The organism is Nonomuraea sp. NPDC004354 (assembly GCF_053602555.1).
In genome coordinates this window covers 95,367-113,782 of record NZ_JBSGDV010000015.1, presented here as the reverse complement: position 1 = coordinate 113,782, position 18,416 = coordinate 95,367, and the positions used below count along the sequence as shown (strand labels likewise).

Here is an 18,416-nt window from a genome sequence, read left to right as displayed (position 1 = left end):
AGTACTGAAGAGGTTCTATCGTGGTCATCGAGTACATCCGATACACCGTTCCATCCGACCGGGCCGGGGAGTTCGAGCAGGCGTACAAGACGGCATCGAGCGTCCTCGACGCCGACCCGCACTGCCTGGCCTACGAGATCGCCCGCGGCGTCGAGGAGCCCGAGCACTACACCGTCCGCATCGAATGGGACTCGGTCGAGGGGCACGAGCAGGGCTTTCGCCGCAGCGCCCGGTTCGGCGAGTTCTTCACCGCGGTCAAGCCCTTCTTCTCGCAGATCGAGGAGATGAAGCACTACACCGCGCTGTTCGGGGCACGATGAGCACGGCCGCCCTGCTGGCGCGGGCGCGCCTGCTCAACCGCGACCTGGCGCCCGGCGAGCCGCTGGCCGAGACGGTGATCCGGCCCCTCGCCGCCGCCGTCGAGGAAGCCGCGACGGGACCGGACCGGGAGTCCATGGCGGGGCTCGAGGTCGGGACGGAGCCGAAGGTCACCGAGACCGGCTCGCCCGCCGAGCGGCTGTGGGAACTGGCCAAGGACGCCACGCGGCTGCGCGCCCGGCCAGGAGCTCCTGAGGGCCTGATCGAGGCCACGGCCGCGTTACAGCACCTGGCCTGCCTGTTCGCGGAGGACGCCGCGGCCATGGCGGCCAGGATCGAGGAACTGTCCGGCCTCCAAGGCGATCTGGAGACACGGATCGACGTCGCGGTCGACGGGCCGTACCTGGTCACCAATCCCACGAAGATCACCAACTGGCTGGGCGAGCCCATCCAGACGTTCCCGCAGATGGCCCTGTGCCGATGCGGCGCCTCCGCCGTCAAGCCGCTGTGCGACGGCAGCCACGCCCGCATCGGGTTCAAGGGCGACAAGGATCCCGCCCGGGTGCCCGACCGGCAGGAGTCCTACGAGGGCGTGCAGGTCACCGTGCTCGACAACCGCGGCATCTGCGCCCACTCGGGCTTCTGCACCGACCGGCTGCCCACCGTGTTCCGGGTTGGTGAGGAGCCGTTCGTGGCGCCCAGCGGCGGCAGGGCCGACGAGATCGTCCGCGCCGTACGGGCCTGCCCGTCGGGCGCGCTGGGGCAGGCGATCGACGGTGGGACGGCCCCCGTCCCGCCACGCGAGCCCGCGATCGAGGTGTCCAAGGACGGCCCGTACCGGATCACCGGCGGCATCCCGCTCGACGGCGACGACTCCAGGGAGCACTACAGCCTCTGCCGGTGCGGCCACTCGCGGAACAAGCCGATCTGCAGCGGCATGCACTACCACGTCGGTTTCGCCGACCCGCCGCTCTCCGAGGAGCCCACGCTGTTCGAGTGGGCCGGCGGGCTGCCCGCCCTGACGCGGATGACCCGCATCTTCTACGAGAAGTACGTGCCGCATGACGACCTGCTCGGGCCGCTGTTCGCCCGGATGTCGCCGGACCATCCCCAGCGTGTCGCCGCCTGGCTCGCCGAGACCTTCGGCGGCCCCAAGCTCTACACGGAGCAGTACGGCGGCTACGACCACATGGTCGCCGAGCACGCGGGCAAGGCGCTGACCGAACAGTGGCGATCCCGCTGGGCGCAGCTCATCAGCCGGGCCGCCGACGACGCGGGCCTGCCCACCGATCCCGAGTTCCGCGCCGCGTTCGCCGCCTACATCGAATGGGGCTCCAGGATCGCGCTGGAGAACTCGCAGCCCGGCGCGACACCGCCCCCGCACATGCCGGTACCGCAATGGTGGTGGGTGTGCGAGGCCAGACCGGGTTCGCGCGTCTCCGCGCTGGCCCCGCCCGTCGAGAGGACGGAGGTGCACCTTCCCGCATCGGACGAGCCGGTCGGCTTCGCCGACCACATCAAGCCGCTGTTCCGCGAGATGGACCGCAGGTCGATGAGCTTCGTCTTCGACCTGTGGTCCCACGAAGACGTCGTACGGCACGCCGACGCCATCCTGGCCCGGCTCCGCAAGGGCAGCATGCCCTGCGACGGCGCCTGGCCCGCCGAGCACGTCGACCTGTTCGCCCGCTGGATCGCCGAGGGCTATGCGCCCTGATCGGCGCCGCCTTCCGGCGGGGCTCGCGGAGAGGTGCTGCCACCGGAATCCGGCAGGCACGGCCGCGCCCGCACCGGGTGGAATACGCGATCGACGGCCGGCCCACGTTCTCCGTGCCGCTGGAGGAGATCCTCATCCCGCTGCGAGAACACGCGGAGGGGCCTGCGGATGCCCACCGGCTGGGACGTCCCCGGGGACATGGGATCGCCCACGGAGGAGATGATCGCGACGGCTATCGCCGCCATCGCCCGGCTCGTCGGCAGGGAGCTCGATGACGAGTGGCCGGAGACGCCCCACGTCCGGTATCTGATCCGCCGCCGGCCGTGAGCAGGACGGAGATCGCGACGCCGTACCGCGTGGCGGCCGCCGACCGCGCCCTACGGGTCATGCGGGGCGGTCGCCGTTGCGGGCCTTGATCGCGAACATGACCGGAGCCGGGCTGCCGCCTTCCGCGAAGCGGTCGAGCGTCAGGCCCGCGTCGAGGAAGGCGTGCAGCAGCTCCGGCAGCGGACGGTGCGTGGCACCGACCTTGTCCCGCACTCCCTGGTCCGTCCACGACGCCTTGGTCCAGTGCCCGTCGAGGTAGCCGGGACGGATCACCACCGCCTCCGGGTCGCCGCGATCGGCGAACCCGCCGCAGAAGCAGGGGTGCACACCGACGTGCACGAACACGCCACCGGGTTGGAGGATCCTGGCGACCTCGCGCAGCACCGCCGGATACCCCGGCATGTCGGTGTGGACCATCATGGCGATGACCGCCGGCACGGCGCCGTCGCGTATCGGCAGCCGCTCGGCGTCGGCGAGCGCGACCGGCAGCCGAGCCCTCGCGTGCCGCAACATCCCCGCGGACAGGTCGAGGCCCACCGGTGTCCAGCCGAGCTCGCGCACCGCGGCGGCGTGCACACCGGTGCCGCACCCCACCTCGACGCACACCCCGCCGCCCGGCCCGAGCAGATCGCGCAGCGCGCGGCCGAGTCCCAGCGGATCATCCTGCTGCCTGGCCAGGAACTCCGCTTCGTACCAGTCGGCGATCTCGTCGTACGCTGCTCTGGGCGCCATGATCCGAGTTTGTGCCGGCGATCGGGCGGAGTCGAGGCGACTTCGTCCAGCGCTGAATCGCCTTTGTGGGCCGACATCGAGCGGCCGCTGCCGAGGCGGGGTGTGCGGTGGGGCCCGGTCGGGTGACCAGCCGGTCGATCACCAGTGCAGCTGTCCGGATCTTGACGCGGCAGAACACAGCGGCAGGGCTGCGCCGGCGGCCGACATGGCACCTGCCGCGGTCAGTCCCGGTCGTGGTGGCACACGGCTTCCAGCATGATCCCGAAGGGGTCGAGCCAGAAGGTCGCGTAGTAGGGCGGCGGGTACTCGGGGAAGTGCCGTGGCTCGTGCAGCACCGTGGCGCCGAGCCCGACCGCGCGGGCGTGCACCGCGTCCACGGCCGACCGGGTCTTCACCATGAAGGCGATGTGCTGAAGTCCGGTCCTGTGCCGCGAGTAGTCGCCGTCCCCGAGAGCCCGATAGACGAACAGGTACGTGCCGCGCTTGCCGTCGGCCGGGCGGTAGGAGAACTCGTCGGCGGCGCTGAAGAACTCCTCGAAGCCCACCAGCGGCATGATCTCGTCGTAGTACGCCTTCGCTGTCGGAAGGTCCGGCACGTTGATCCCGATGTGACCGATCACCTGGAGATCGTCCCACGCCCTCCCCCAGGATTCCTCCACCAGCCGGCCGTACGTCAGCGACCACGCCGACCATGCGCCCGGCCGACGTGGCCGCGTCAGTGATGCCGCAAGATCAGGCCGGCCTCGTCGCCGTCGACGGTGAGCCGGGCCGTACCCCCGATCGGGAACGTGGCCAAGGGGTAGGTGTGGCCCACGTCCAGGTTGGCGAGCACGGGGACGCCCGCCAGCGACGGCTGGCCGGCGACGATCTGTTCCAGCAGCGGGCGGGTCATGTTGCTGGCCTTCTGGAAGCGCCCTATCGCCAGCCCCCGGATGCCGGCGGCGTCGGGAAGCTGAAGGAGTGAGGTCAGGTCCCTGGCGAAGGTCGCCGGATGCGATTCGAAGTCGTCCTCGACGATCAGGATCGCGCCGTCGAGCGAGGGCATGCAGGGGGTGCCCTGCAGCAGGTTGAGGGTGCAGAGGTTGCCGCCGACGATTCTTCCCTCGGCGGTGCCCGACCGGATCGGCCACCACCCCTCGTTGGGGATCAGGTCACGCTTGTCCTGGTCGAGGAACCACAGATCGTCGCTCCACTCGGCTGCCGGGGTCAGGGTGACCGGAGCGCCGCCGAACACCACGTCGGTGAACCACTGCAAGGTCTGCTCGAAGTGATCGCGCATCCCGAACGTCGACCAGTGCGGCCCCGAGTAGGTGACCAGACCCGTCCGGGCCAGGATGGCGTTCTGCAGGGCTGTGATGTCGGAGTATCCGCACAGGATCTTCGAGTTGGCGCGGATCAGTTCCCAGTCCAGGAAGGGCAGGAGCTCGTTGCAGTTGTAGCCGCCGATCACCGTCATGATCGCTGCGACCGAGGGGTCCGCGAACGCCTCGTGCAGGTCGGCGACCCGAGAGGCGATGCCGGAGGAGTCGAAGGCGTCCCGTTCGTCGACATGGCGACCGTAGGACAGCGTCAGGCCGAGATCGGCGAAGCGGGCTTCGATGATGTCGGTGTGGTCGTGCTCCGTCACCAACGCGCGGGACCTGGCCGGTGCCACCACTCGTATGACGTCGCCTCTGTTCAGCTTGGGCGGGAAGATTGCGTCCATTGCCGGAAGCGTAACCGCCTTGCTCGATCAAGTCCGGTCGGCCGGGGCCGGCTCGGTGAGGTGAGGCGAGGAGATGCGAGGCGAGGCCGACCGTGACGCCGCAGGCCAGACCCGCCCCCCAGGCCGGGCACCGGCTGCGCGAGCATGGCTCGTCCCGGCGCCGCGCGTACACGCCGGCGGTCCTACGGGGCTTCACGCAGCCTGCCGTCTTCCAGGTGGAGGCAGTGGTCGGCGCGGGACGCGGCCGCGAGGTCGTGGGTGGCCTGGACGACCGTGATGCCGGAGGCGGCCACCTCGGCGATGACGCCGGCGATGCGCCGCTGGGCCGCGGCGTCGAGTCCCGACTCGGGCTCGTCGAGGAGGAGCAGGTCGGGCTCCTGCGCCAAGCCCTGGGCGACGAGCACCCGCTGCCGCTGACCGCCCGACAACTCGCCGAGCGGACGCCTGGCCAGGTCGAGCACGTCCAGCCGGGCCATGCAGTCGTCGACGACCGCCCAGTCGTGACGTGACAGGCGCCGCCAGGGACCACGGTGGCTCCAGCGTCCCATCGCCACGGTCTCGCGCGCGGTGATCGGCAGGGTGTCGGAGACGGCGCTGCGCTGCACGACGAAGCCGATCCGGCGGCTGGCGTGCTCGATCGAGCCCGCTGAAGGCTTGACGACTCCGGCCAGTACGGCAAGCAGCGTCGACTTGCCTGAGCCGTTCCGCCCGACGACGGCTGTCACGGCGGCGCCGGGCAGGTTCGCCGTGATCTCGTGCAGCACCGTCCGGCGCCGGTAGCCGGCGCTGAGGGCGCGCAGGACGACTGCCACACCAACCTCCTTGAAATCGATAACGGTTTTCATTATAGGGTGTGTCGCCATGGAATACCTCCTTGATCCGTTTGAGGTGGCTTTCGTGCGTCATGCCCTGTGGGCCGGAGTCCTGGTCTCGTCGATCTGCGCGCTGGCCGGCACCTGGGTGGTGTTACGCGGCATGGCCTTCCTGGGCGACGCGATGTCGCACGGCATGCTGCCCGGCGTGGCGCTCGCCTCGCTGACCGGCGGCAACCTGCTGGCGGGCGCCGCGCTCAGCGCGGGCGCGATGGCCCTGGGAGTGACGGTGTTGAGCAGGTCGCCACGCCTGTCCCAGGACACGAGCATCGGACTGCTGTTCGCCGGCATGCTCGCCCTGGGAGTGATCATCGTCTCGCACGCCGAGTCCTTCGCCGTCGACCTCACCGCGTTCCTGTTCGGCGACGTCCTGGCGGTCAGGGCACAGGACCTGCGGCTGCTCGCGGCCGCGCTGGTGATCGCCGTCGCGCTCGCCGTGCTGGGGCACCGCTGCTTCGTCGCGCTGGCCTTCGACCCGCGCAAGGCGTCCACGCTGGGTCTGCGCCCACGCCTGTCGCAGGCGTTGCTGATCGGGCTGGTGACGCTGGCCATCGTGGCCTCCTTCCACGTGGTCGGGACCCTGCTGGTGTTCGGCCTGCTCGTCGCGCCGCCCGCGGCCATGGCGCTGTGGGCGCGACGCATCCCGGTGATCATGCTGGGCGCGGCGCTGATCGGTGCCCTGGCCACGGTGTGCGGGCTCGTGCTCTCGTGGCACCTGGGCACCGCGGCGGGCGCCACGATCGCCGCCGTGGCCGTGGCCCTGTTCTTCGCATCGGCGCTGGCCTCGAGCCTGCGTCCAGGGCTCCCCGCGCGCCCGCGTCCGGGGCGGTCGGCATGAGGCGGCAGGCGGCGACGCCGTCCGCCGGCCGCACACCCGGGTCCACGACATCCGGCGCGCCCGCACTCCAGGCAGGCCGCGGCCGCGCGTCCGGGCGCGGAGAAGGCGGTGGAGGAGGCCGTGCAGGAGGCCGTGCAGGAGGCCGCGGAGGAGGCCGTGGAGGAGGCCGTGGAGGAGGCAGGGAGGTGTTCGTCGCGCTGGCCGTGATCGCGGTGGCCGGTTGCGCCGGGCACACCGTGCGCGAGGAGACGCACGAGGCGGTGCCGCACGGGTACGTCGCAGGCGCCGAGGAGAGCGCCGAGGCGCAGTCGCGGCTGGTGCTGGCCGACAGCGGCACGGGCGGCGTGCGCGTCCTCGACCTGATCACCGGCGAGATCGAGAGTCTCGGCACCGTCAAGGACGTCGAGGCGATCACCGGGGACGGCCGCTTCGCCTACCTGTCCACGTCGGCGGCCACGCACATCGTGGACAGCGGCGCCTGGACCGTGGACCACGGCGACCACGTCCACTACTACCGGGCGCGGCCACGGCTGGTCGGAACCGTCTCCGGAGGCGGACAGCCGGCCGCCGCCGGAGACACCGCCGTCACCGCGCTGTCCTTCGCCGATGGCGCCGCGCTCGTTCTCGACCGCGCCCGCCTGGAGAAGGGCGAGGTGACGCACACGAGCCAGGCCGGTGCTGTGCTGGCGGTGCCGTACGCGGAGCGGCTGCTGGTCGCGCGGGGCGACGCGGTCGAGGTGCGCCGCCGGGACGGCGCGCCCGTCGCCAGGCTGGCCGAGCCGTGCCGCGAGCCACGAGGGCACGCGGTGACGCGACGCGGGGCGGTGTTCGGCTGCGCGGACGGCGCCCTGCTGATCAGCGGGAACGTCACAGGGAAGGGTGGCTTCACCGCTGAGAAGATCGGGTACCCGGCGAAGGCGCCGCGCGCCACCGCGTTCAGTCACCGGCCGGGCAGTACGACGCTCACCGCGCGGGCCGGCACCAAGGGGACCTGGCTGCTCGACGTCTCCGCGAAGGCGTGGAAGCTCCTCGAGACCGGCCCGATGGTGGCGGTCAACACGGCAGGGGCGGGCTCGCCGGTGCTGACGCTCGACGCCGGTGGCGTGCTGCACGCCTTCGATCCGGGATCCGGCAAGCGGATCGCGAGCACCAAGCCGCTGAACGGCGGCGGAGGCGGGTCCATCCAGGTGGACACCACCCGCGCCTACGTCAACGACCCGGCCGGGCGGGCCGTGCACGAGATCGACTACAACGACCGCCTGCGCCGCGCCCGCACCTTCACCCTCGACTTCCGTCCGACGCACATGGTGGAGACCGGCCGATGACCAGGATTCCCCTGTTCGCCACGCTCCTGGCGCTGGTCGCCGTGCTCCTGACGGGCTGCGACGGCGGCGCGCGCTCGGGCGTCGTCGTCACCACGAACATCCTCGGCGATGTCACCCGCCAGATCGTCGGCGCCGAGGCCACGGTGAGCGTGCTGATGAGGCCGGACGCCGACCCGCACTCCTTCGGTGTTTCGGCGCGGCAGGCCGCGCGGATCGAGCGGGCGGCTTTGCTCGTCTACAACGGTCTCGGCCTGGAGGAAGGCGTGCTGCGCCACGTCCAGGCGGCGTGTGAAGCCGGGGTGCCGTCGCTGGCCGTGGGCGAGCGCGTCGACCCGCTCCGTTACCGGGCCGACGGCCAGTCCGGGCAGCTCGACCCGCACTTCTGGACCGACCCCCGCCGGATGGCCAGGGCCGTCGACCTGATCGCCGAGCGAGTCATCGCGGAGGTCGAGGGCGTCGACGCCTCCGCTGTACGCGCGAACGCGGCCGCTTACCGCAGGCAACTGGAGGAGCTCGACGCCTGGATGGCGGCCCGGTTCGCGGCCATCCCGCCCGAGCGGCGAAAGCTGGTCACCAACCATCACGTCTTCGGCTATTTCGCCGAGCGCTACGGCTTCACCGTCGTCGGCGCCGTGATCCCCAGCGTCACCACGCTCGCCTCCCCCAGCGCCTCCGACCTGAAGTCGCTGTCGGACGCGGTCCGCGCGGCCGGTGTGCCCGCGGTCTTCGCCGACTCCTCGCAACCCGACCGCCTGGCCCGGGTCATGGCCGAGCAGGCCGGGCTGCGGGTGCGGATCGTCGAGCTGGTCTCCGAGTCCCTCACCGACGCCCAAGGAGGCGCCCCCACGTACACGCAGATGATGCGCACCAACGCCACAGCCATCGCCGACGCTCTCACTCACTGAAGGAAGACATGCGAATCACGATCCCCGCCCTGCTCACCGCCGGGCTTCTGCTGTCGGCCTGCGCGGCGCGGCCGGCCGCCGCGCCGGTGGCCGCGCCCGCATCGGCCACCCCCACGCCGCCCGGCCCGGCGCTGACCGTGGCCGACCCGCTGGTCGTCACCTTCGACGGCGGCCTGCACGTGCTCGACGGGCAGACGCTCGAGCTCGCCAGGACCATCCCGTTGCCGGGCTTCAACCGTGTGAACCCGGCGGGTGACGGTCGCCACGTACTCGTCTCGACGGCCACCGGGTTCCGCGTGCTCGACGCGGTCTCCGCGGAGCTGACGCCGGACGAGTTCGCGGGCGCCAAGCCAGGCCACGTCGTCCGGCACGCGGGCCGTACCGTGCTGTTCTCCGACGGGACCGGGCAGGTCATCAGCTTCGACCCGCGGCGGCTCGGCGACGGCCTGCCGCCGAGCAGCGTGTACAAGGCGGCGGCCCCGCACCACGGCGTCGCCATCGAGCTGGAGAACGGCGAGCTCGTGGTCACGCTCGGCACGGAGGAGAAGCGGCTCGGCATTCTCGTCCTCGACCGCGAGCGCAAGGAGATCGCCCGCAGCGAGGACTGCCCTGGTGTGCACGGCGAGGCCACGGCCGAGAACGAGGCCGTGGTGATCGGCTGCGAGGACGGCGTGCTGCTGTACAAGGACGGCAAGATCACCAAGATCGCCGGCCCGGACGAGTACGGCAGGATCGGCAACCAGGCGGGCTCCGACACCTCGCCGATCGTGCTGGGCGACTACAAGAAGGACCGCGAAGCCGAGCTGGAACGGCCGGAGCAGGTCTCGCTGATCGACACCGAGAAGGGCGCGCTGAAGCTGGTGCCGCTCGGCACCAGCTACACGTTCAGGTCGCTGGCCCGCGGCCCGGAGGGCGAGGCGCTGGTGCTCGGCACCGACGGAGCCGTGCACGTGATCGACCCGGTCAAGGGCACGGTCGTTGAGAAGGTCAAGGTCATGGGCGCGTGGACGGAGCCGCTGGAGTGGCAGCAGCCCCGTCCGGCCATCCACGTGCGGGGCGGCACCGCCTACGTGAGCGAGCCCGCGGCCAGGCGGCTGCACGCCATCGACCTTCCCACGCGCAAGGTCGTCAGGTCGGTGACGCTCCCTGACGCCCCGAACGAGCTGGCCGCCGGCTGCGTCGACCCGCAGGGCTGCTGACTGCTCCTACTCCCGTCGGGCTGAGGTGGTCGAGCGCTGATGCCGCCTTCTGATGTCGTAGCGGGTGCCGGCGCAGATGCGGTGGACCGGAGAAGGCCACCGCCGGTCCCGCACTGGTCGTCGCGTCGCCGTACGACCAGTGCAGGCAATGCCTGTGGGAGACCTGTCGGCCAAGGTTTGCGGGGTCGGCGAGCAGCCCATTCCGCGGCTTCCGGCTCACGTTGCTCGCGGAAGAATTCGTCGTGGTCCATGGTCATGCCCGCCGGTGGGACTTCATCGCCCTCGGTGACGGCAGCTACCGCCGGTTCCTCGCTGTCAGGCTTGGCGGGCGTAGGACGCGAGGCGATCGGCGAGCGCGATGACGAGGTCGCGCAGTTCATCGGGGCGTTCGATGACGAACGGCCGGTCGAGTGAGGCGAGTGCCGGAGGCAACCAGTCGAGCCGCTCCACCCGTAGTTCGACGCGCAGCCAGCGCTCGGTCGCCCGGTCCTTGTCTGCCGTGGGCGCGTGCTCCTCCAGGCTCGCGACGCTGGCGGGAAGGTGGGCGCGGATCTGCTCAACTGTCCCGTGGATCCGCAAGGTCACCTCATGCCGGTACTCAGCCGTGGCGAACCCTGACAACACGCGCTGCGCCGGATCGGGACCCACGGGCGCCTCGAATGAGCCGGGCAGGGTCCTCGCGTCTGCGATGCGATCGAGCCGGAAGGTTCGGTCCTGGCCGATGTCGGGGTCCTTGCCCGTGACGTACCACCGGCCCGCATGAGCGACGACCCCGTACGCGTGCAGCGTGCGTTCGCTGCGCCGTCCGTCGCGGTCGGTGTAGCGGATCGAGACCGGTCGGCGGTGGCGCACCGCATCGGCGATGGTGAGCAGGACTCCAGCGTCCGGGGTGGCGAACTCGCCGGGCTGATCCGTGAAGGCGAGAGCTTCCAGGAGCGTGTCCAGCCGACGGGCGAGGTGCTTGGGCAGCACCCGCCGGATCTTCGCCGATGCCGTCTCGCTCGCCGTGCGCTCCGCCGTCGTCAACCCTGCTCGGCGGCCGGCGACCAGGCCGAGCAGCACGGCCAGCGCCTCGTCGTCGCTGAGCATGAGCGGAGGCAAGCGGTACCCGGGGGCGAGCCGGTACCCACCGTAGCGGCCGCGCACCGACTCCACGGGCACGTCCAGGTCGATCAGCTGGTCCACATACCGCCGCACGGTGCGCCCTTCGACGCCGAGCCGGTCGGCGAGTTCGGCCACCGTCCGGGTGCCGCCCGACTGCAGCAGCTCCAGGAGTGTCAGCACGCGGCCGGTGGGTCGAGGCATGTTCGCAGCCTAACGCGAATACAGGACCGATTCTGTCCAGTATTTCTCCTAGCCTGCGACGTGCACGCCTCCATCACAGCCAAGGAGATCCCCATGGACTTCGTCTCGATCCGCATCATCACCAGCGACGTAGCGCGCCTCGTCGAGTTCTACGAGCGAGCCACGGAGGTGCGGGCGATGTGGGCCACCGAGGACTTCGCCGAACTCAAGACCGCGGGCGCCACCCTCGCGATCGCCGGCACCCGCACCGTCCCTCTGTTCGCCCCGGGCTCCGCCCGCCCGGCGGACAACCACAGCGTGATCACCGAGTTCCTCGTCGACGACGTGGACCGCGTTCACCAGAACCTGACCGGCTTCGTCACCGACTTCGTCAGCGAGCCCACCACGATGCCCTGGGGCAACCGGTCGCTGCTGTTCCGCGACCCCGACGGCAACCTCGTCAACTTCTTCACCCCCGTCACCCCGGCGGCCATCGAGAAGTTCGCACGCTGACGCCACGCACAGCCGCTCACGCGGGAGCCTTGAGATCCCAGGGCTCCCGGTGAACGCGGCCGCCGAGTCCAGGAGCGCCACCAGCAGCCCTGCCCGCACCCCCGAGGACATCGCTGACCTGGTGGAGGCATTGCGGCGGCAGACCAAGCACGGGCCAGCCCGGCTTGCCGCCGACCTACAGCGGCTGCACGGCGTCGGAACCGACTCCGCCCGCGCCTCCAAACGCACCGGTCCGGGCACCGGCAAGGTCGGATACACGTACCTGCATTCGGCGCTCGACGACCACTCCCGGCTCCCCTACACCGAGGCCCTGGACGATGAGAAGGCGGTGACCGCGGTCGCCTTTTCGCCGCCCACGACATCACGCCGATCCGCCGCGTGCTCACCGACAACGGCTCCTGCCACCGCTCCCGGACCTGGGCCGACGCCCTCTCGAAGGCCGGCACGAAGCACAAGCGCACCAGGCCCTACACGCCACGGACGAACGGGAAGGTCGAACGCCATAACGGCACCCTGGCCCGGGGGTGGGCCCATGTCAGCGACTACACCTCCGAGCACGAACGCCGCGTTGCCCTCGCAAATTTTCTGAACTACTACAACCACGAGCGGCCGCACGCCGCCCTGGACGGGAAGCCACCGATCAGTCGAACCATCGGCAGCGACTACCGCGTCGTCTTCGATCAGCCGCCGGAGCCGCTCGACACTGTCCCGCAGCAACTGACGTTCGAGGACATCGTGGAACCAACCTCCTGAGACGCCACACTTAGTCCTCAAAAGGGACAAACTTGGCGAGCGAAGTCCAGTCCAGGGGACGCACGATCGTGGCCAGGTGGGCGAAGGGATCCTGCGCAGCCGTTTGGAACCACATCACCGAGAGCACCGTATGTCCAGGCTCTGCAATGTCCTCGGGCTTCCACCATGACGTCAGTCGAGCGTGAACCGTCTCTCGCGGCAGCCACTCCTCGACCCGCCCCTCCGTATCGGCTCGGAGCTTGTCGAGATCGTGCACATACAGATGCGGCGTCGCTGCCATCGCCTTCTCGATGCCCATCAGACGAAAGCGACGGTGCAGGTGCGGCGTCCCTTCGAGCACACCTTCACGGTCGTCACTTACCGTGAGCGTGCGAAGCTCGGCATGTACTGGTCCCACTTGATAGCCACGCAACTCGTCATTCCTCATCTGGATCATGGCCAGAGGGTAGGCATGTCCGACAAGCGGACCAAACGACTTTCGTAACACGCCCTAGACCAGGCGTATCTCCGCACGATCTTCCTGATCTCGGACAGGTCGGCGCGCGTCGCACCGACGTGGGCGACGACGCTGAGCAGTTCGCGCAGGTGGAGCAGGCGCATGCGCTCCTGCCAGCCGGCGGCCAGCGGGCTCAGCTCCTGGTAGGCGTCGAAGAAGCGCGGCGGTACCCCGCCGGTGCTGTAGGCCATGCTCAGGTCGGCCTCGGCCCACATCCAGCAGACGGCGGGGTCGATGAAGGCCGGCCCGCCCGCCCGTGTGGCGACCATGTTGCCGTGCCACAGGTCGCCGTGGGTAAGAACGCTGCTCGCCACGGGTACCAGCTCGCGCAGCCGGTGCAGATCCGCTCCAGCCCGGCCCGGTCGGCGGGCTCGAGCGCCTCGGCGACCTTCGGCTCGGCCAGGTAGCGCAGCACGCGTTGCTCGGCGAAGAAGCGGCCGTCGGCCATGGCCACGCGCCACACGTCGTGGGCGAAGCCACCGCTGAGCCGCTCGGCGTGCGCGATGCCCGGCAGGAAGGCGCCCGCGTCCTCGGTCATCTGCCCGTGGCTCTCAGCGCCTGCCACGACGAGGCGGCCACGGCCGTCCGGATCGGATGACGAGCGGGGAGTCGCCGGGCTCGTGGAATCGGGAGCCACGGGATGTCACCTCTCCACGGTCGCGAGCGAGCAGCGCCGCCCGGCCGGCGAAGGCGCCGGCCGGGCGGCGTGGTCGGGGTGTCAGGCCTTCACCACTCAGCCGGTGACGACGGTGAGGTCGGCGGTGAAGTCGCGGTCCAGCGGGAAGACGGGGCGGGCCAGCCGCTCGTACGGCAGCCGCGTCAGGTCCTGGTCGACGCCGCCCGGCGTGAGGGCCAGCAGCCAGTCGCCGGCCGCGTCGTACAGCTCGGGTTCGAGGTAGCCGATCTTCACGACGACCAGGTCCACCTCCGCGACGTCGACGCCGAGCCTGGTGTAGGAGGCCAGCTCGCGGTACTGCATGCGGCGGGAGGTGACGAACACGCTGAGCCCGCCGGTCCGCACGCTGACGCAGGTGCCGCCGTCGGGGTCGGCGGCGACGGCTTCGAGGACGCCGTCGATCGGCAGCGGTCCGGGGGCGCGGGTGTCGATGCGGCCGCCGACGCGCACGCTCACCGGCGAGCCGATCGGCAGGCTCGCCACCTGGGCCACGGCGTCGGGGTCGACCAGCGAGGCGAACACCGCCCTGACCGAGCCGTCGGCGACCTCCGGGCGGGCCAGCAGCCGGCCGAGGGCGAAGGTGACGTCGTCGGCGCCGCCGGCGCCGGGGTTGTCGCCGGAGTCGCTGATGAAGAACGGGCGCCGGGCCGGGTCCTTGACCGCCACCACGGCCTCGTCGAGGCAGGCGTCCATGGTGCCGGTCGGCGCGACGAAGGCGAACTCGTCGCGCGCCGCCCAGAACAGCTCGCCGAGCTCGCGGGCGGCCTCGGCGGTGGCGCTGGCGTCGGTGCCGGTGGCGACGACCGCGCCGCGACAGCGGGGCTCGTCGGCCCAGGCGAACCCGATCCACACGGCCGCGTCGATGACGCCGTCCCTGGCCTCGATCTCGGGGACGCGGGCGTACAGGCCGGCGGCGGGCTCGATCCTGGTGCTGGTCATCTCGCCGGGCAGCAGGATCGGCACGTGGACGAGCGCCTTGTGCGGGCGCTCGCCCCTGCGCAGCGCGTCGACGAGGTTGCGCGCGGCGCGCTCCCTGGTCTCCCACACGTCGACGTGGGGGGCGGTGCGGTAGCAGGTGAGCAGGTCGCAGCCGTGGAAGAAGTCGTGGGAGACGTTGCCGTGCAGGTCCATGGCGGCCGACAGGTACGGCTCGGGCCCGATCGCGGCGCGGATGGCGGCGACGAGCGCGCCTTCGGCGTCGTCGCGCCCGACGACGCTCATCGCCCCGTGGATGTCGAGCAGGACGCCGTCGACGGGGCCGGCCTGGGTCAGCCCTTCGACGATCTCGGCGGCCCACGCGTCGTAGGCGGCGGGGGTGACCGCGCCGCCGGGCAGGGCTCGGGCGTGGACGAGCGGGATCCATTCGACGTCCTCGGCCCAGGGGGCGGTGGGCGCGAGCCAGCCGTACCGCGCCAGGAGGGCGGCGCCGCGGGTGACCTCGAAGTCGTCGGTGGTGCTCAGGTGCGGCGAGAAGGTGCTGGACTCGATGTGGACGCCGCCGATGGCGATGCGGAGGGGGCGGGACACGGGTGGGGACTCCTCAGGAGGGTCGGACGTCGGCCGACGCGCGGACCAGATGACCGAGGCCGAGCAGGGCCGCATCCGGGCCGACGACGCTGGCCTCGATGGACAGGGACTGGGTCATGGACGGCAGGCAGCGCTCGTAGAGCATGCTCCTGGCGGCTGCCACGTAGACGTCCAGGCTGGACAGCGCGCCGCCGATGACGACGGCGTCGGGGTTGAGGAAGTTGACCAGGCCGGACAGGGCGACGCCGAGCAGGCCGCCGGCGTGGCGGACCATGGTCACGACGGACGGTTCGGCGTTGACGGTCGCGGCGATGACGTCGCGGGTGGTGCTGACGGGCAGGCCGCGTTCCCCCAGTTGGCGGGCCAGGGCGGCGCCACTGGCGACGGTCTCCAGGCAGCCGCGCGCGCCGCATGAGCACTCGCGTTCGCCGCTGTCGGCGACGCGGACGTGGGTGACGTCGCCGCTGAGGCCGCGGCCGCCGCGGTAGATCTGGCCGCCGCTGACCAGGCAGCCGCCGATGCCGGTGCCGGCCTTGACGTAGATCATGTCGCCGGTGTCCCTGCCGCGGGTGATGTGCTCGCCGATGGCGGCCGCCTTGGCGTCGTTGTCGACGACCACTGGCAGGCCGAGGCGCTCGCGCAGGCCGGCCTGCGCGTCGAAGCCGCTCCAGCCCGGCATTCTGGCCGGGCCGATCAGCCGGCCGCTGGGGTGTTCGACGGGTCCGGGGAGCGCGAGGCCGACGCCGAGGAAGGCCTGGCCCGCGGCGACGACATTTCGGACCCTGTCGAAGGCGGTCTCGACCGTGTCGAACACCTCGCCGGGTCCTGCCGCTATGTCGATGGCGATCTCCTCGGTGGCCAGCAGCCGCCCGTCGGGGGAGCACAGGCCGACGCGGGCGTGCCCGGCCCCGAGTTCGGAGACGGCGTAGACGCCGCCGGCGTCTCGCAGGCGCAGGATGCGGGGCCGGCGCCCGCCGGTGGACCTGCCCACTCCCTCCTCGAGGATGGCGCCCTCCTCCAGCAGCCGCCGTACCACGCTGGAGACGGTCGACGGCGCGACCTGCAGGTTCTCCACGAGGTCGGCACGGGACGTGGCCTCGCCGCTGGCCAACAGGCTGAGCGCCTGCTCACGCAAGTTGGCGGGGCTCGTTGGGTCCGACATGCCTCTCCTCCCTACGGCCGGTCTCCCGGACCGCGATTGCACCGAGGCCCATCATGGACCACGCCGCACTTCGACTCTAACGCGAAATAAGTCAGCGAAACAAAGTGCTTAGTTCCGTTGACTTCGAACATATGCGTCTATACATTCTCCGGATTGAGCGCACCAGAGCCCCGAAAGCGCAGGGCCGGTGCCCATCAATCGAGGAGATCCCATGGGGACCAGATTCCACAGGCGCGGACTCCGCGGCACCGTCGCCCTAGCGGGTGTGATGGCCGTCGGCCTGGGCCTGACCGCGTGCGGCGGCGCCGGCGGCGGCTCGCCGAAGGACGCCCAGAACGGCAAGGGCGGCAGCCAGGGCAAGGACACCGTGACGGTCGCCCTGCGCACGCCCAACTGGATCCTGCCCATCTCGGCGCCCGGCTTCACCCAGGGCGAGAACGCCATCTTCGGCGCCGCGCAGTACCGTCACCTGTACGAGTACCGGCTGGACGGCTCGGCCGTCCACAACATCGACCCCGAGCGCTCGATGGCCGCGCCGCCCGAGGTCAGCGACGGCGGCAAGACCCTGACGATCACGCTGAAGGACAACACGTGGTCGGACGGCAAGCCCGTCACCACCCGGGACGTGCAGTTCTGGTACAACCTCGTCAGCGCGAACAAGGACAGGTGGGCCTCCTACCGGGCCGGCGGGTTCCCCGACAACATCACCGAGTTCAAGGTCAAGGACGAGAAGACCTTCTCCCTGACGACCACGAAGGTCTACAACACCGCCTGGTTCGTCGGGAACCAGCTCAACCGCATCGTCCCGATGCCCCAGCACGTCTGGGACAAGGACTCGGCCACGGGCACGGTGAGCGACCTCGACAAAACCCCCGAAGGTGCGAAAAAAGTCTTCGACTTCCTGCTGGCCGCCGCCAAGGATCCCAAGACGTACGCGACCAACGAGCTGTGGCAGGTCAACAGCGGCCCGTGGAAGCTGGAGAAGTACGTGCCGAACGGCGAGGTCGTCCTCGCCGCCCGCGACAACTACTCCGGCACCGACAAGCCGAAGCTGAAGAAGGTGGCGCTCCGGCCGTTCACGGGTGACGACGCGGAGTTCAACGTGCTGCGCGCCGGCGACATCGACTACGGCTACCTGCCCCCCGCCAACCTGTCGCAGCGCAAGTACCTCGAGTCCAAGGGCTACACGATCTCGCCCTGGTACGGCTGGTCCATCACCTACCTGCAGCTGAACTACAACAACCCCACCTCGGGGCCGCTGTTCAAGCAGCTGTACCTGCGGCAGGCCATGCAGATGCTCATCGACCAGCCGACCATCAGCAAGGTCGTCTGGTCCGGCATGGCCGCGCCGACGTGCGGGCCCGTCCCGAGCAAGCCGGGCACCAACGGGAGCGGGGAGGGCTGCGTCTACGGCTTCGACCCCGCCAAGGCCAGGCAGCTGCTGGAGAGCAACGGCTGGAAGGTGACCCCCGACGGGCGGACCACCTGCGAGAAGCCGGGCAGCGGGGCCGGCCAGTGCGGCGAGGGCGTCAAGGCGGGCACGCCGCTTGCCTTCACGGTCACCAGCCAGACCGGCTTCGCGGCGACGACGAAGATGTTCGCCGAGATCAAGTCGCAGATGGCCAAGGTCGGCATCGAGCTGACCATCAAGGAGGTGCCGGACTCCGTCGCGGTCACCCCGATCTGCAAGCCGTCCGAGCCGAGCTGCACGTGGGACATGTCCTTCTTCGGCTCCCAGGGCAGCTGGTACTACCCGGCCTTCGCCAGCGGCGAGCGGCTGTTCGCCACCGGCGCGCCGGTCAACCTGGGCAGCTACAGCGACCCCGAGGCCGACCGGCTCATCGAGGCGACGCAGTTCTCCACCGACGAGGCCACGCTCAAGGCCTACAACGACCACCTGGCCAAGAACCTGCCGGTGCTGTGGATGCCGAACCCCGTCTACCAGATCTCGGCCTTCCGGGCGGATCTGCAGGGGGTCGACCCGCAGGACCCGATGAACGGCATGTTCTTCCAGGACTGGGCCTGGAAGAGCTGACGCAGCGACCGTCCCCGATCCCGGCGGCCCGCGAC

18 protein-coding genes are annotated in these 18,416 nt (G+C 70.8%); 9 read left to right on the top strand and 9 right to left on the bottom strand.

Annotated elements, in window-relative coordinates:
* Nucleotides 1-20: 20 nt before the first annotated feature.
* Together ACWENQ_RS32835 and ACWENQ_RS32830 are read left to right on the top strand one after the other, a co-directional pair.
* On the top strand, nucleotides 21-320 hold the full coding sequence (locus ACWENQ_RS32835) for an antibiotic biosynthesis monooxygenase family protein (protein ID WP_354912669.1): 300 nt from the start codon (nucleotides 21-23) through the stop codon (nucleotides 318-320).
* Nucleotides 317-2,032, top strand: a complete 1,716-nt coding sequence (locus tag ACWENQ_RS32830) for a CDGSH iron-sulfur domain-containing protein (protein WP_452417692.1) — start codon at nucleotides 317-319, stop codon at nucleotides 2,030-2,032. Before ACWENQ_RS32835 ends, ACWENQ_RS32830 begins: the two co-directional genes overlap by 4 nt.
* A 384-nt stretch (nucleotides 2,033-2,416) precedes the next feature.
* On the opposite strand, the gene ACWENQ_RS32825 is transcribed toward ACWENQ_RS32830, so the two are convergent.
* From ACWENQ_RS32825 to aztA, 4 genes are all read right to left on the bottom strand, one after another.
* Entirely contained in the window at nucleotides 2,417-3,091 is a 675-nt protein-coding gene (locus tag ACWENQ_RS32825) for a class I SAM-dependent methyltransferase (RefSeq protein ID WP_452417691.1), read from the bottom strand.
* A gap of 221 nt (nucleotides 3,092-3,312) precedes the next feature.
* Nucleotides 3,313-3,711: a VOC family protein gene (locus tag ACWENQ_RS32820; RefSeq protein ID WP_449928093.1), complete on the bottom strand. Its 399-nt coding sequence runs from the start codon at nucleotides 3,709-3,711 to the stop codon at nucleotides 3,313-3,315.
* Nucleotides 3,712-3,806: 95 nt separating this feature from the next.
* Nucleotides 3,807-4,796, bottom strand: a complete 990-nt coding sequence (locus ACWENQ_RS32815; protein ID WP_452417689.1) for a S66 family peptidase — start codon at nucleotides 4,794-4,796, stop codon at nucleotides 3,807-3,809.
* 182 nt (nucleotides 4,797-4,978) lie between these two features.
* Nucleotides 4,979-5,608 carry a zinc ABC transporter ATP-binding protein AztA gene (gene aztA / locus ACWENQ_RS32810; RefSeq protein ID WP_452417687.1) on the bottom strand — a complete coding sequence of 210 codons (630 nt, stop codon included), beginning with the start codon at nucleotides 5,606-5,608 and terminating at the stop codon, nucleotides 4,979-4,981.
* Between the two features lie 49 nt (nucleotides 5,609-5,657).
* Between aztA and aztB the strand changes: the two genes are divergently transcribed.
* The 4 genes from aztB (at nucleotide 5,658) to aztD (ending at nucleotide 9,935) form a co-directional block, all read left to right on the top strand.
* Nucleotides 5,658-6,506 carry a zinc ABC transporter permease AztB gene (gene aztB / locus ACWENQ_RS32805; protein WP_452417685.1) on the top strand — a complete coding sequence of 283 codons (849 nt, stop codon included), beginning with the start codon at nucleotides 5,658-5,660 and terminating at the stop codon, nucleotides 6,504-6,506.
* Between the two features lie 185 nt (nucleotides 6,507-6,691).
* A complete protein-coding gene (locus tag ACWENQ_RS32800) occupies nucleotides 6,692-7,831 on the top strand; it encodes a hypothetical protein (RefSeq protein ID WP_452417684.1) in 1,140 nt (379 codons plus the stop codon).
* Nucleotides 7,828-8,736, top strand: a complete 909-nt coding sequence (aztC, locus tag ACWENQ_RS32795) for a zinc ABC transporter substrate-binding protein AztC (RefSeq protein ID WP_452417683.1) — start codon at nucleotides 7,828-7,830, stop codon at nucleotides 8,734-8,736. Before ACWENQ_RS32800 ends, aztC begins: the two co-directional genes overlap by 4 nt.
* Before the next feature lie 8 nt (nucleotides 8,737-8,744).
* Entirely contained in the window at nucleotides 8,745-9,935 is a 1,191-nt protein-coding gene (gene aztD / locus ACWENQ_RS32790; RefSeq protein ID WP_452417681.1) for a zinc metallochaperone AztD, read from the top strand.
* Nucleotides 9,936-10,250: 315 nt separating this feature from the next.
* Here the strand turns inward: aztD and ACWENQ_RS32785 are convergent, their stop codons facing one another.
* Nucleotides 10,251-11,240, bottom strand: a complete 990-nt coding sequence (locus ACWENQ_RS32785; protein WP_452417679.1) for a helix-turn-helix transcriptional regulator — start codon at nucleotides 11,238-11,240, stop codon at nucleotides 10,251-10,253.
* Nucleotides 11,241-11,333: 93 nt separating this feature from the next.
* Here ACWENQ_RS32785 and ACWENQ_RS32780 point away from each other — a divergent pair, with 93 nt between their 5' ends.
* Together ACWENQ_RS32780 and ACWENQ_RS32775 are read left to right on the top strand one after the other, a co-directional pair.
* The gene (locus ACWENQ_RS32780; protein WP_449928109.1) at nucleotides 11,334-11,732 is read left to right on the top strand and encodes a VOC family protein; all 399 of its coding nucleotides are present in this window, start codon (nucleotides 11,334-11,336) and stop codon (nucleotides 11,730-11,732) included.
* A 378-nt stretch (nucleotides 11,733-12,110) separates the two neighbouring features.
* Entirely contained in the window at nucleotides 12,111-12,485 is a 375-nt protein-coding gene (locus ACWENQ_RS32775) for an integrase core domain-containing protein (protein ID WP_452417677.1), read from the top strand.
* Between the two features lie 10 nt (nucleotides 12,486-12,495).
* On the opposite strand, the gene ACWENQ_RS32770 is transcribed toward ACWENQ_RS32775, so the two are convergent.
* From ACWENQ_RS32770 to ACWENQ_RS32755, 4 genes are all read right to left on the bottom strand, one after another.
* A complete protein-coding gene (locus ACWENQ_RS32770) occupies nucleotides 12,496-12,921 on the bottom strand; it encodes a hypothetical protein (RefSeq protein WP_452417675.1) in 426 nt (141 codons plus the stop codon).
* Complete coding sequence (locus tag ACWENQ_RS32765; RefSeq protein WP_449928115.1) at nucleotides 12,918-13,442, bottom strand: fructosamine kinase family protein; 525 nt, start codon at nucleotides 13,440-13,442, stop codon at nucleotides 12,918-12,920. Before ACWENQ_RS32765 ends, ACWENQ_RS32770 begins: the two co-directional genes overlap by 4 nt.
* A gap of 272 nt (nucleotides 13,443-13,714) precedes the next feature.
* Entirely contained in the window at nucleotides 13,715-15,184 is a 1,470-nt protein-coding gene (locus ACWENQ_RS32760; RefSeq protein WP_449928117.1) for a M81 family metallopeptidase, read from the bottom strand.
* Nucleotides 15,185-15,197: 13 nt separating this feature from the next.
* Nucleotides 15,198-16,346 (bottom strand): ROK family transcriptional regulator, encoded by a 1,149-nt coding sequence (locus tag ACWENQ_RS32755; protein WP_452417674.1) that lies wholly within the window; start codon nucleotides 16,344-16,346, stop codon nucleotides 15,198-15,200.
* A gap of 211 nt (nucleotides 16,347-16,557) precedes the next feature.
* Here ACWENQ_RS32755 and ACWENQ_RS32750 point away from each other — a divergent pair, with 211 nt between their 5' ends.
* Entirely contained in the window at nucleotides 16,558-18,381 is a 1,824-nt protein-coding gene (locus ACWENQ_RS32750; RefSeq protein WP_452417673.1) for a peptide ABC transporter substrate-binding protein, read from the top strand.
* The last annotated feature ends 35 nt before the right edge of the window (nucleotides 18,382-18,416 follow it).

Bases quoted from the DNA above. Each gene is read 5' to 3' on its own strand.
- ACWENQ_RS32830 (WP_452417692.1), top strand. From the start codon at position 317: ATGAGCACGGCCGCCCTGCTGGCGCGGGCGCGCCTGCTCAACCGCGAC.
- ACWENQ_RS32825 (WP_452417691.1), bottom strand. From the start codon at position 3,091: ATGGCGCCCAGAGCAGCGTACGACGAGATCGCCGACTGGTACGAAGCG.
- ACWENQ_RS32815 (WP_452417689.1), bottom strand. From the start codon at position 4,796: ATGGACGCAATCTTCCCGCCCAAGCTGAACAGAGGCGACGTCATACGA.
- aztB (WP_452417685.1), top strand. From the start codon at position 5,658: ATGGAATACCTCCTTGATCCGTTTGAGGTGGCTTTCGTGCGTCATGCC.
- aztC (WP_452417683.1), top strand. From the start codon at position 7,828: ATGACCAGGATTCCCCTGTTCGCCACGCTCCTGGCGCTGGTCGCCGTG.
- aztD (WP_452417681.1), top strand. From the start codon at position 8,745: ATGCGAATCACGATCCCCGCCCTGCTCACCGCCGGGCTTCTGCTGTCG.
- ACWENQ_RS32785 (WP_452417679.1), bottom strand. From the start codon at position 11,240: ATGCCTCGACCCACCGGCCGCGTGCTGACACTCCTGGAGCTGCTGCAG.
- ACWENQ_RS32780 (WP_449928109.1), top strand. From the start codon at position 11,334: ATGGACTTCGTCTCGATCCGCATCATCACCAGCGACGTAGCGCGCCTC.
- ACWENQ_RS32770 (WP_452417675.1), bottom strand. From the start codon at position 12,921: ATGATCCAGATGAGGAATGACGAGTTGCGTGGCTATCAAGTGGGACCA.
- ACWENQ_RS32755 (WP_452417674.1), bottom strand. From the start codon at position 16,346: ATGTCGGACCCAACGAGCCCCGCCAACTTGCGTGAGCAGGCGCTCAGC.
- ACWENQ_RS32750 (WP_452417673.1), top strand. From the start codon at position 16,558: ATGGGGACCAGATTCCACAGGCGCGGACTCCGCGGCACCGTCGCCCTA.